Source organism: Silicimonas algicola, assembly GCF_003148765.1.
Taxonomy (GTDB): Bacteria; Pseudomonadota; Alphaproteobacteria; order Rhodobacterales; family Rhodobacteraceae; genus Silicimonas; species Silicimonas algicola.
On the sequence record NZ_QGGV01000001.1, the window covers coordinates 853,666 to 865,760 of the forward strand.

A 12,095-nucleotide genomic window follows, 5' to 3' on the forward strand; every position below is an offset into this window, starting at 1 on the left:
CGGGTCTGCCCGAGTCCGTGAGCCCCCTGGGAAAGGACATGTCTCTCTCTGACCGCAGAGCGGAGTGCTCAGCCCGTGTGCTTCATCCGCAGATATATTCGCCGCATTCGGCGGAACGCCGTCAGGATTTCACCCAGGATCACAACCCAAAGCGCCAGTTGCAGCACACCGGTCGGATCGAGCAACAGCGCCAGAGACGCGGCAAGGATCGCGGCGATCGTGACGGCGGCCATGCGGTGTTGCTTGGCCATCGGGCCCGAAAAGTCCATCGCCTGGCCGAGCGAAGCCCCGAAGGCGCGCAGGTACGAAATGAGGACCGCGAGGCAGGCGGCAGCCCAGCCTGCGGATGTGACACCCGCGCCAAATCCGAAACCGACCAGGATCAGCACGTCGGCCAGACGATCCGGAACTTCATTCCAGAAGGGACCGGTCGCGTCCCCGCGCCCTGCCTCGACCGCGACCATGCCGTCGAAGAGGTTGCAGAGCAGACGCAACTGAACGAAGCCCGCGCCCGCCAAAAGAAGTGCGATGTCGAGCCCCGGTGCGCTTCGGTCGACACCGGCAAAACACGCCCCGGCGAAGGCTGCAAAGACGACGCTTGCAGCCGAGATCTGGTTCGGCGTGATGTTCGCGGCGGCAAGACGACCTGAGATCGCCTGCGCCCAACCGGTATCGCGACTCTTGAGGGGACGCCGGTTCTTGAGGTCAGCCAAGGGAAGGCCTCCGTCGAATGTAGCAATAGGCGAAAATGTAGCTTCCAGACACAAGGAGCGGGACTGAAACGGTCGCCGCGAGTTCCGGCGTTCCGGACACCCGATGCGCCGCAAGGAGAAGAGTGGCGGAAAACAGAAGCGACGTCCCCGCAGCCAGGGACCAGTGCGGCAGGAACCGAAGAAGACGGTCCGCGATCATCTTGAGGCAGGCGGTCAGAAAGCCCGACAATGCGGCCTGCAGAACGGCGGCTCGCACCGTCTCGGACACTTCGTGGTGACGGTTCGCATAGAAGGACCAACTCCCCATCAGCACCGCGCCGAAGGTCACGTGGACCCATGTCTGTGATGCCAGACGCCTGATCACGTCCACCAGAAGCGCGTCAGGTGGAAGAAGATCGGCGCCGAGAAGACGACCGAGTCGAGTCGATCGATGAACCCCCCATGGCCTTCGATGGTGTGTCCCCAATCCTTCACCCCGCGGTCGCGCTTGATGGCGGACATCACGAGGCCGCCGAAAAAGCCCATCAGGGCGATGATGAACGCCATGATCCCGGCCTGCAGCGGGGTGAAGGGCGTCAGCCAGTAGAGGGCCGATCCTATCAGGGTTGCAGAGGCCACCCCGCCGACAAACCCCTCCCAGGTTTTCGAGGGCGACAGCTTGGGCGCAATCTTGTGGCGACCCAGAAGCTTTCCCCAGACATACTGCAACACGTCCGAAAGCTGCACGACGACGATCAGAAAGGCGATCAACAGGACACCGCGCCCTTCGTAACCCTCGATCTTCAAGGTAATGAGCGCCGGGACGTGACTGGCGCAGTAGACGCAGATCATCAGGGCCCATTGCACTTCCGCCACCCGCACAAGGAAGTTCCGGGTTTCTCCGCGCAGCGCCGAGACGATCGGACCCAGAAGGAAGCAGTAGACCGGGATGAAGATCGAATAGATCCCGTATTCGCCCGCCCAGATCAGCCAGTACTGCAGCGGAATCACGACAAAGAAACTGGCAGCAAGCGTCCAGTGATCGGCCCGATGCGCATTGGTCAGCGTCACGAATTCTCGCAGCGCTGCAAAGCTGCACAGGGCGAACAGGATCACCACACCCGCCCGACCCGCTAGAAAGGCGATGCCGATCAGGACGACCATTGCCCACCAGGCACGGATACGCGCGTTCAGGTTTTCGATGACGGCGTTCTCGCCGTCGGGGGAGTAGGTGCGCTCCAGAATGGCGCCGATGACGCTCGCTACGATCAGCAGACCGATGATCGACGCCAGGAGATAGATGAGATCGGGGATCATGAGAGAGGTGCCGATAGCTCGAGAAGGGCGTTGCGCGTCCGGCCGAGAAAGGTCTCCTTGTCGTCACCGTCGAGATGTTGAGGTGAGCCGAAGGTCACCTTGCAGAGCAGGGGCACCGGTACGATCTCGCCCTTCGGCATGACGCGGTTGAGGTTTTCGATCCAGACGGGAACGAATGCCGTTTCGGGGCGCGCATGGGCCAGATGATAAAGGCCGGTCTTGAACGGCAGAAGCTTTTCCTCGGTCAGATTGCGCGTGCCTTCGGGGAAGATGATCAGCGACGCTCCCTGATCCAGCGCTTCGGCCATCTGTTCGACCGCAGCCTCCCTCGGCGCGCCGCCGGTCCTGTCGATCAGTACCGCGTTGAAGACATGTCTGCCGACGAAGCGCTTGAGACCGCTGCCCATCCAGTAGTCCGCCCCGGCAACAGGGCGCACGCTCTTGCGCAAACGTCGCGGAAGCACCGCCCAGATCAAGACAAAATCGCCGTTGCTTGCGTGGTTGGCGTAGTAGACCCTTTGCCCTGGGATCGGCTCCACCCCGATCCACTCGGCGCGGACAGCGGTGATCAGCCGCGCGAAGAATTCGATCCCATGGGCCGCAAGCCGCGCGACGATGCGCATAGGGAGCGATAGTTCGGTCGTCATGCTCGGACACTGTGCGGGACAAGGGCAGGAGACGGTGTTCTCCAAACGCGATGATACGACGTCTTCCTGATCTGCGGCAAAAAAGAAGAATTCGCGTGAGACGCGCTGCAGGGCATCCACTCGCGAACCCGATCCGACCAGATCGAAAGGGGTGACATCCAAACCAAACAGAGCGGGAAGGCCATGAGTTGAACCTGAAGTTGTGTTTTGAACGGTATAGGCGACAAGAGGGCGTATTCGCAGCGAATATGAGCGGCGGAGGATGGCCCCCGGTCGTGGGGACGTCTGCACACTGGAAAGGCGGCGTACTCTCGGCACGGTCTGGATAGTAGCGTCTGCGGGTCGACGCTTCGGGTGAATCGCTATAGCGTTTCTGACAGTCGATGCCTTCAATCGGCCATCGAGGTGCACGAAATTTTGGCTCTGGCGTCATCGAACCTTACGATTTCGGCAAACGACGGGACCGGCTTCGATGTCGAGGAAGACTTTGTGCGGGCTCTGGTGTCCGACGCACCTGACTCCTGGCCCGAAACCCTAAATGGAACACGCGTTCTCGAACGCCTCGTGTTTCACGGCACCGAAGTTCTCTCGGCTGCCGCTCTGAAGGAGATGGAGGGTGTACCCGCCGAGGTTCTCGATGCTGTCGAGCGTGCTGCGCTGGTCCAGGGCTTCTGGGAGGATCGTCACCGCAAGGTTATCGGCGATGCCGTCGACGCGCTGGCAGAGGCTGGTATCGACAGCGTCATCCTCAAGGGCACGGCGAGCGCTTACAGTGTCTACGACATGCCTGCGGCGCGGACGAGGGGGGACACCGACCTTCTGATCGCGGGGGAGAACGTCGACCGCGCCGGCAGGATACTCGGCGACCTCGGGTTCGGGCGTGATACGACCTTCTCGCTCGGCGGGGCCGTGACCCAGTTCAGCTTCAGCCAGGCCGATGCAAGCTGTGGGTGGGAGCATGTCATCGACCTCCACTGGTCCCTGAACAACTCAGCCGTTTTGTCCCGCGCCTTCTCCACACGGGAACTGCTCAAAAGATCGGTGCCGCTGGCCCGCTTCTCCGCGATGGCCCGCGCACCTCATCCCGTCGATGCGCTGCTGATCACCTGCCTTCACCGCTTCGTTCATCTCGTCTCGCCCTACTCGGTCGAGGGTGTCGACCACTTCAGCGCCGACAGGCTGATCTGGCTTGCGGACATTGATCGCCTCGCGCGCACCCTGTCGGATAAGGACTGGGGCGCGCTCCGCATCGAGGCCACCCGCAGGGGCCTTGCCGACGTCACAGCTTCGGGACTGGAGACAGGCCAGACGATTTTCGGCACACCACTTCCGGAGGGACTGATCGGCGAGTGGAACGCCTCGCCTCCGTCTTTGGTCGACAGATATCTGAAGGCTGGGCGGATAACGCGGACATGGATGGACCTTCGGGCCCTCGACGGAGCCGGGGCGAAGGCCGCTTTCGTTCGCGACCACCTGTTCCCGCGCGCCGACTATATGCACGCCCGGTTCGGAGAAGGCGGAAGCCTCTCGATCCTCTACCTCCGTCGCGTCCTGCGCGGTCTGGCGAAGGTGCTGCGACAGGACCTGGGCCGGCCATGACCTTCACGCGCCTGATCGGCCTTGCGCGGCCTTACTGGCTGCCATTGTCCGTGGTGTCCGGCCTTCTGGTGCTGCGGACCAGCGTCGCTCTCGGCATACCCTGGCTGGGTGGGAAGTTCGCCGCCGGCGTCTTTTCGGACCGAGCCATCGACCTCGATCTCGTGCTGCTGGCGGTCGTGGTGCTCTTCGGCGTGCGGTCGGCTCTGGCCTATGTCACCGACCGCCGCATGGCCACGCTCTCGGCGAGGATCGTGACCGACCTTCGCCAGCGCATCTTTACGCATATCCAGAACCTGCCGCTCGGTTATTTCCGGCAGAGGCGCCAGGGTGATATCCTGTCGTTTGCCGTCTACGAGCCCGAGCACCTCAGTGCCTTCGCGACCGGCACGCTGACAAGCCTCCTTCCCAATATCCTTGCGGTCGCGGGCGCACTTGCGGTCATGGCGAGCATAGCGCCTCTCCTCGCCGCGATCGTGCTCCTGCTTGTGCCACTCTTCTACGTGGGTCTCCGGCTGATCGGCCGCAGGCTGCGCCCGCTCTCGGTCGAGGCGCGGGACGCCTACTCCGACCTCGTCTCGACGGTCGACGAGAACCTCTCGATGATGCCCGCCGTCAAGGCCTTCACCCGGGAGGTGGACGAGGCCGAAAGCTACCGCCTCCGCGCCGAACGCCTGCGCTCGCTCGAAGTCGAACGCGAGGGGCTGACCGCTCTTTTGAACGCTGCCATCCAGTTTGGAGCGGTCTTGGCCATGGTGATCCTGCTGAGGCTCTTGGGCGACAGGGTGACGGGCGGTGCGATGTCGGTGTCGGACTTCGTCACCTTCCTACTCTACGCGGCCTTCCTGACCGGCCCGTTCTCCTCGCTCGCCGGTGTCTGGGCCGCGACGCAGCACGCGCGCGGCGCGATGACCCGTCTCGACGATCTGTTCGGCGAGGCTGGAGAAGGGCCAGCGATCGCGGCGCCGGCGATCGGTCCGATCCGTGGAGACATCGTCTTCGAGGACGTCCACCTTGCCTATCCGGGCCGCGCCTCGGCCCTGAACGGCGTCGATCTGCGCATTCCGGCGGGTCAGACGGTTGCACTTGTGGGGGCGAACGGCGCGGGCAAGACGACGCTCGTCAACCTCCTCACGCGCTTCGACCGGCCCGACCGGGGGGTAGTCCGGATCGATGGCACCGATGTGTCGACCGTCGATCTTCGCAGCCTCCGAGAGCAGATCGCCGTCCTTTCGCAGACCGTGCTCCTCTTCAACGCGAGCATCCGGGAGAATATCGCCTTCGGCCTTCGCGGTGCGGGTGACGCGGCCATCGAAGATGCCGCACGCCGGGCGCAGGCACACGCATTCGTCAGCCGGCTGCCGGACGGCTATGACACCATCGTCGGCGACCGCGGCATTCGCCTCTCGGGCGGTCAGGCACAGCGGGTGGCCTTGGCGCGTGCGCTGCTGAAGGACCCGGCGATTCTCGTCCTCGACGAACCAACGGCCATGTTCGACCCCGAGGGAGAGGACGCCTTCATCGCGGACGCCAGGGCGGCCTTCGCCGACAGGACGGTCATCCTCATCACGCACCGTCCGGGCAGCCTGGCGCTGGCCGACCGGGTGGTGACGTTGAGCGAGGGCAAGGTGGTCGCGGACGAGGGGAAGACGATTGCTCTGAGCACGCGGCGCGAGGTGCGTGCATGAGCGGCATCGCCGGCATCATCCGCTTCGACGGCGGTCCCGTGGATCTCCGCGAGGTGGAGGCGATGACGACGGCCATGGCGCATCGCGGTCCCGATGGCATCCGGCACTGGTCGTCCGGGTCGGTGGCGCTGGGTCACTGCATGTTGGTGACGACGAGCGAGGCTCTCGAGGAGACCCAGCCTCTGACAAACGAGACCGGCGACCTCGTCCTCGTGATGGACGGGCGCGTCGACAACTGGGAGGAGCTCCGCGCCACGCTTCTGGCGAAGGGCGCTCAACTGCGCACAAGGGCCGACGCCGAACTCGTCCTGCGGGCTTACGAGACGTGGGGCGAGGAGTGCCTTCAGTGGGTCGATGGCGACTACGCGCTGGTGATCTGGGACGCGCGCCGGCGCCGTGCCTTCTGTGCTCGAGACCGGATCGGGGCCAAGCCCTTCGTCTATCATTGGGACGGCAAGCGGCTGATCTTCGGCTCGGAGATCCGCGCCGTTCTAGATGCGACGGGCGAGCCGAGGCGTTGGAATGAAGGGTTTCTGGCGGAAACGCTTGCGGCCAGCTGGGTGTCGCGGGACGAGACCTTATGGCAAGGCGTCATGCGCCTTGTCGCCGCGCGCTACATGGTCGTCGGCGAGGGGAGCTGTCGGATCGAGACCTACTGGCATCCGGAGAATATCCCGCTGCTGCGCTACAAGCATGACAGCGAGTACGTGGATCACTACCGGGAGGTGCTCTTCGACACGGTGCGGCGGCTGAGCAGGTCACATCGTGTGGTCGGCTGCGACGTCAGCGGGGGCTTGGATTCGTCGGCCGTGTTCGCGGTGGCAGATGCGCTCTGGCGCGAGGGGCTGCTGCCTGCGCCGGATATCCAGGGGTATACGCTGAAGTTCGAGGAGGGGACCGATGCATATGAGTTGGATTACGCTCATGAGGTGGGGGCGCACGTCGGACGGCAGATCAAGGAGGTGGAGCCCACGCTGAAGCCGCTTGAGTGGTATCTGGATGAGGCAGTGCGGCGGGCAACCATTCCCAATTTCCCGAATGGCATCATGCAACTGAGTGAGTATGAGGCGCTGAAGGAGGCGGGAGGTAGGATTCATCTTGACGGCGTCGGCGGGGACCAGTGGTTGGCTTTCGCTGATAACGACCTGGCGGAAGCGTTTCAGACGGGTCAATGGCGAGAGGCAGGGCAAAGTATAATGACAGACGTCCGTCAATTTGGCGTGGCTCACGCAGCGTATCGAGCCATGCGTCACGGTGTATACCCAGTGCTGCCAAGGCGGGTACGCTCAGCGGCCAATAACCTGAGGTATGCACTAAGACGACTTCCCCGCCTTGAAACGGAGTGGCTTGAGCAATCGCTAAGACAAAGGTTGGAAGAAAGGCAACAGTATTACGCTCAATGCCTGACGCCACGCATGGCGATCGGACTGAGAGAGAGGGTCCTGACCCTGCGAAGTGCATACAATGCTCTGGCACGCGAGAGGCTTGACGTCATGGCAAGTCAGGCGGGAATCGAGAGACGGTCGCCGCTACAAAGCGAGAAGTTTATTGAAATGGCGCTCTCTCTGCCGCTCACACAGCTTCGACGTGGAAAGACAGACCGCGCTATACATCGAACTGCGATGCATGATTGGCTACCCGCAGTGGTACACTCTAGGCGAACGAAGGCGGAGTTCTCGAACGTCTTCGCATGTGTGTCGGAGGAGCTGGATTCGGCCTTGTCTCATCCTGAACCCTTGGCGCCAGGTTGGACTGAGGCAGAGAAACGCGATTTGCTCCGTGCCGACTTGAGGTTTCCTAACCGAAACGGCGATCATTGGGCATTTGGTATGCTGCTGTGCCTCCTGTGTTGCAGGTCCATGTTGGAAGATGCTACGCTTGAAAAGGCAGTGTCTTAGCTCAGGGAAAGTTGACTCAATGAAGGATAAGTACTTCGAGCCTGTAGCTCAGAAGGCATACTCGAAGCCGAGCTTGACAGATTTTGGTCGGCTACACCTGGTTACCCGCGGGACCATGGGAACGGCGAGCGATTCGTCGGAGAACATGACCAAACCGACAGGTGGAGGCTGAGCGACATCACGGCAGTTCGCGCTGCCTTATCGCCGCTACCATTGCAAAAGTGGCGGATAGCGTCGGTTGCCAGCAATCAGCGGCACTGCTTCTTGTCAGCCTGCGGAATATAGATTGTCGTGTGATGACGAGGGTAAATGCTGGCCGAGCACCTTTCTTACGTTGAAGATGTCCAACGGACGCGACTTTTTACACAGGCTGTAGAGCGCGTCGTAAAAGCAAATGACGACGTGTTGGACCTCGGGTGCGGGGTAGGTATTCTTGGTCTTCTTTGTCTTCAGGGCAGCGCTAAGTCCGTCATCGGCGTAGATAAAACAGCGATCGTCGAGATTGCCAGTCGGGTGTACGCTGTGGTGTCCCGGACCAAACGTTCCGGACCAGTGCGCATGGACGCCAGCAGGTTTTTGCTGTCCGACCGTGTTGACCTTATTGTTTGCGACCATGTCGGCTACTTTGGTCTCGACTACGGCATCCTTAAGATGCTCAAGGACGCCCGCAGGCGCTTTCTTAAGATGGGCGGGCGCATTGTCCCTCAAGGACTGGGGCTACACCTTGCCCCCGTTGGCGGCCAGCAAAGTTCCCGTATTGCGCGAGGTTGGACACGTGAAGGCATTCCCGCTGGCTTCCACGCGCTGAATGCCTACACAGTAAACACGAAACATGCCGTCGAACTGCGACTGGAAGACGTCCTCGGACTGCCGGCCTTGCTTGGCGAAATCGACTTCATGACGGAGACGCGCGAGTCGTTCTCCTACAAGGCCGAACTTACCATCACCCGAGGCGGGAAACTCGAAGGCCTCGCTGGTTGGTTCGATTGCACGCTGTGCGAAGGCGTTACGATGACCAATTCTCCGCTTCGCCACGACCGCATCAACCGGAGCCAGGCGTTCTTCCCGATCGAGGAAGCGATTGAGGTCAGCGACGGAGACAGGTTGCGCGTGACAATGGCGATGCGGCCCGACGAGAACGTCTTCGCATGGACGCTCGAGCACGTTCCGACCGGGCGGCGCTTCCGCCAGTCGACCCTTCAGGGCGAGATCCTTGACGCGGACGACCTCCGCCGTGCCCGGCCCGACCATGTTCCCGTACCGACTGTCGACGCTCGGGCGGGCGCCATCGTCCTCGGCTACTGTGATGGCAGGCTTAGTCTTCGGGAGATCGAAGAGGCTGTCCTCCACGACCATCCGGACCTTTTTCCGACGCCCGAGGCGATCCGCGACTTCGTGAGATCCTGGCTCGCGGGCTGGACGCGATGACAGAGGCGCCCGCAGTTATGCCGCCGCGGGTTCAACAGCCCCTGGCGGATCATCCGTTCAACCGCTGGTCGTTCGAAAGCGAAGTGCACTGGCTTCTCTTTCATCGCTCGACGGACGGGTACATCCTCCGGTTTCCCGACCTTGCGGATTTCGAGATCGGGAAAGACGGAGCGAAAGCCCTATGCTGGCCCGACCCTTCGCTCGACGATGTGACGCGCGACCACCTGTTCCTGAACCAGGTCATTCCCATGATGCTGAGCGCACGGGGAGAGCTGGTCTTTCATGCCAGCGCCGTGGAGACGGGCGATGAAGCGATCGCCTTCATGGGTCCCTCGGGGCGAGGCAAATCAACTCTTGCAGCGAGCTTCGCACTCTCCGGGCATCCCTTCCTGACGGACGACACCCTAGTCGTCAAACGCAGCGGCGAACACCTTGTGGCGCTTCCGAGCCATCCCTCGGTCCGAATGTGGGACGATTCCCGGACCGCACTTCTCGGAAATGCGCCTCTCGCACCACCGGTGTCCTATACTGACAAGGCTCGCATGCTCGCAGTCGAAGCGCTTCTGCATTGCGATGCGCCTCGCCCCCTCAGGGCTGCATTCTTTCTCGGAGAGGCTGAGGTCGAGATCGCCACCATCAAGGACCTGCGCGGTGGCGAGGCGCTTGCGGCCTGGATGCGCAACGTCTTCGTCCTCGACATCGAAGATCGGGCGCTCGTTCGGCGTGTCTTGGACCGTGTCGCGGACGTGGTCGAAGCGGTACCCTCTATTGCCTTAGACCTGCCGCGCGACTACGCTGCCCTTCCAGCGGCGAGGGAGGCGATCCTCCGTCGTGTTGGCTTTCCACGACCGGTTCTGGAGGAGGCGACGTGACGACGCCCGACACCCGATTTGACGTGCCCGCACATGTCGCGACCCGCGAGGTCGACGGCGAACTCGTCCTTCTCGATCTGGAAAGCGGGGTCTACTTCGGTCTGGATCCAGTGGGCGCGCGCATATTTTCCCTCATGGCCGACGGCAAGACCTTGTCCGAGGTGCACGAGACGCTTCTCTCGGAGTTCGAGGTCACGTCGGACGTGCTGGAGCGTGACATCATGGATCTCGTCGGGGAGCTCGAGCGGTGCAAGCTGGTCGAGGGAGCCACCTGAGCGCGACGCGACCTTCTTCGACGGTGCGGCTGGCGGGCAAGCTCTCGAAGGCAACACGTCTCAGCGGTGACGAACGGCGCGCTCTGAGCCAGGCGGCTGCGGCCTTGCTGCGGGCGAGGCTTGTCCTCGGGCGGCTTCCGGCGCGACGGCTTGTCGAGCAGCTTCAAGCCGACGAGGCTGCAACGTCCGACGACACTTTGGATCCAGTCATCCTGGCCCGGCTGAAGCTACTGGAATGGGCGGTACGGACTGCGGCCAACAACCTTCCCTGGCGGACCGACTGCCTGGTGCGCTGTCTGGCGGCGCAGGCGATGCTGCGACGCGAGGATCTAGGCTCGAGGTTCTTTCTGGGTGTGCGAAAGACGGAAGACGGCGACCTCGCGGCGCACGCCTGGCTGCGGTGCCACGGCGTCACGGTCGCGGGTGGAGAAGGCGAGGGTTTCGAGGTTCTGCTTCGCGCAGAGGGCGGTTCCTTGGAAGGCTCACACGCTGACCGGGAATGACTACGGTGGGGGAAGACATCAGGTGTGAGCGGAGCCTTCTGGACCGGGAACCTTCGCAAAGCTAGAACTGCTCATCCATCTTTTCCCGGCTCTGCCCTCGAACAGACAGTCTTCAACGTCAGAAAGGCACCGAGTTGAAACGCGCAGACTTCGACCCGACAACGGTAGAGCCCGACGGACGGGCTCCCGCGAAGGCAACTCTTTACGACGCCACGGGAACGCCGCCCTGGCGCGGTCATGTCAACGGCGAGACGCTGGGCGGGCCGGTCACCGTTCTGACCTACGGGACTGACGTCGTAGGGCAGGGGCCGCGGCTTCACGTCCATCCCTATGACGAAGCCTTCATCGTCACCGAAGGGCGGGCCCGCTTCTTCGTGGGAGACGCCGTGATCGATGCGGAGGCGGGAGAAGTCGTCCTGGGACCGAAGGGCGTGCCCCATCGGTTCGAGAACCTGGGGCCAGGACGGCTTCAGACCATCGACATTCATCATTCTCATCGGTGGATCCAGACGGACCTGGACTGAGGGCGTCCATGCAGGTCATCGACGGTCTGGGCCTGAGAACGGGCCGGATCAGCGCGAGGTGAGCAGGAATACAGGGCTGCTCACCCTAAGCTGCGATCTCCCACGAGAATTCTGACCGAGAGTACAGCTTTTGGTTTACTGAGTGATTAGAGGCCGACTCCATCGGGGTGTTCGAATCGACATACGGGGTCGAAGAGGGCTTTGTCGCGGACGGCCGCCTTGAACCCTCTTGAGCGGCGAGACGCGCCGACAGAGTTGATCCGCATACGCGGCATCAGACAGCGTATGAGCGAAGATATGCTTCTGATATTTAACTTTGTTCTCTCCACCGAAGATCAAGGGAACGACTTGCCCGTCGCGGCGTTGCGCTGATGTTAGATGGGAAATGGGAGGAGGCGCCATGAAGTGGGAACAGATCGAAAACAAATGGACCGCCATGTCGCGTCGCATGCGACCGGAGAGATGCCTGCAGGGCGCATATCGTGTCCTGCCTCTGGCGGCCTCAGAGGGGTCTGTGACTAAGGCAACAATCACCCCCGAACGGGCGAATGCCGCAGCTACGTCTGCCGTGCGTCAGGACGGGTGACCGAGTCAGGGCCGTCATCGACGAAAAGGCGGCTCTCGCTTCTCGATATAGCGCCTTGGACGCAGACAC

The 12,095-nt window shown here is 62.5% G+C and carries 12 protein-coding genes; 8 read left to right on the forward strand and 4 right to left on the reverse strand.

From position 1 onward, the window contains the following. Positions 1–68: 68 nt before the first annotated feature. From C8D95_RS04335 to C8D95_RS22905, 4 genes are read right to left on the reverse strand one after another with little or no spacing between them, the layout of a single operon-like run. Positions 69–713, reverse strand: a complete 645-nt coding sequence (locus C8D95_RS04335; protein ID WP_109757873.1) for a CDP-alcohol phosphatidyltransferase family protein — start codon at positions 711–713, stop codon at positions 69–71. Then, the gene (locus tag C8D95_RS04340) at positions 706–1,083 is read right to left on the reverse strand and encodes a hypothetical protein (RefSeq protein ID WP_109757874.1); all 378 of its coding nucleotides are present in this window, start codon (positions 1,081–1,083) and stop codon (positions 706–708) included. Before C8D95_RS04340 ends, C8D95_RS04335 begins: the two co-directional genes overlap by 8 nt. Further along, complete coding sequence (locus C8D95_RS04345) at positions 1,074–2,009, reverse strand: phosphatidate cytidylyltransferase (RefSeq protein ID WP_109757875.1); 936 nt, start codon at positions 2,007–2,009, stop codon at positions 1,074–1,076. Before C8D95_RS04345 ends, C8D95_RS04340 begins: the two co-directional genes overlap by 10 nt. Next, positions 2,006–2,974: a lysophospholipid acyltransferase family protein gene (locus tag C8D95_RS22905; protein ID WP_428842847.1), complete on the reverse strand. Its 969-nt coding sequence runs from the start codon at positions 2,972–2,974 to the stop codon at positions 2,006–2,008. Before C8D95_RS22905 ends, C8D95_RS04345 begins: the two co-directional genes overlap by 4 nt. An 87-nt stretch (positions 2,975–3,061) precedes the next feature. On the opposite strand from C8D95_RS22905, the gene C8D95_RS04355 reads away from it, so the two are divergent. The 8 genes from C8D95_RS04355 (at position 3,062) to C8D95_RS04385 (ending at position 11,440) form a co-directional block, all read left to right on the forward strand. Beyond that, on the forward strand, positions 3,062–4,255 hold the full coding sequence (locus C8D95_RS04355; RefSeq protein WP_164721578.1) for a nucleotidyltransferase family protein: 1,194 nt from the start codon (positions 3,062–3,064) through the stop codon (positions 4,253–4,255). Then, the gene (locus C8D95_RS04360; protein ID WP_164721579.1) at positions 4,252–5,940 is read left to right on the forward strand and encodes an ABC transporter ATP-binding protein; all 1,689 of its coding nucleotides are present in this window, start codon (positions 4,252–4,254) and stop codon (positions 5,938–5,940) included. The genes C8D95_RS04355 and C8D95_RS04360 overlap by 4 nt, the downstream gene beginning before the upstream one ends. Continuing rightward, positions 5,937–7,838 carry an asparagine synthase-related protein gene (locus C8D95_RS04365; protein WP_109757879.1) on the forward strand — a complete coding sequence of 634 codons (1,902 nt, stop codon included), beginning with the start codon at positions 5,937–5,939 and terminating at the stop codon, positions 7,836–7,838. Before C8D95_RS04360 ends, C8D95_RS04365 begins: the two co-directional genes overlap by 4 nt. Before the next feature lie 309 nt (positions 7,839–8,147). Continuing rightward, positions 8,148–9,266, forward strand: a complete 1,119-nt coding sequence (locus tag C8D95_RS04370; RefSeq protein WP_109757880.1) for a 50S ribosomal protein L11 methyltransferase — start codon at positions 8,148–8,150, stop codon at positions 9,264–9,266. Next, the gene (locus C8D95_RS21915) at positions 9,263–10,138 is read left to right on the forward strand and encodes a hypothetical protein (RefSeq protein WP_211312598.1); all 876 of its coding nucleotides are present in this window, start codon (positions 9,263–9,265) and stop codon (positions 10,136–10,138) included. The genes C8D95_RS04370 and C8D95_RS21915 overlap by 4 nt, the downstream gene beginning before the upstream one ends. Then, entirely contained in the window at positions 10,135–10,413 is a 279-nt protein-coding gene (locus C8D95_RS21920) for a PqqD family protein (RefSeq protein ID WP_164721581.1), read from the forward strand. Before C8D95_RS21915 ends, C8D95_RS21920 begins: the two co-directional genes overlap by 4 nt. Further along, the gene (locus tag C8D95_RS04380) at positions 10,386–10,916 is read left to right on the forward strand and encodes a lasso peptide biosynthesis B2 protein (protein WP_109757882.1); all 531 of its coding nucleotides are present in this window, start codon (positions 10,386–10,388) and stop codon (positions 10,914–10,916) included. Before C8D95_RS21920 ends, C8D95_RS04380 begins: the two co-directional genes overlap by 28 nt. Before the next feature lie 134 nt (positions 10,917–11,050). Continuing rightward, positions 11,051–11,440: a cupin domain-containing protein gene (locus tag C8D95_RS04385; protein ID WP_109757883.1), complete on the forward strand. Its 390-nt coding sequence runs from the start codon at positions 11,051–11,053 to the stop codon at positions 11,438–11,440. Positions 11,441–12,095: the final 655 nt, after the last annotated feature.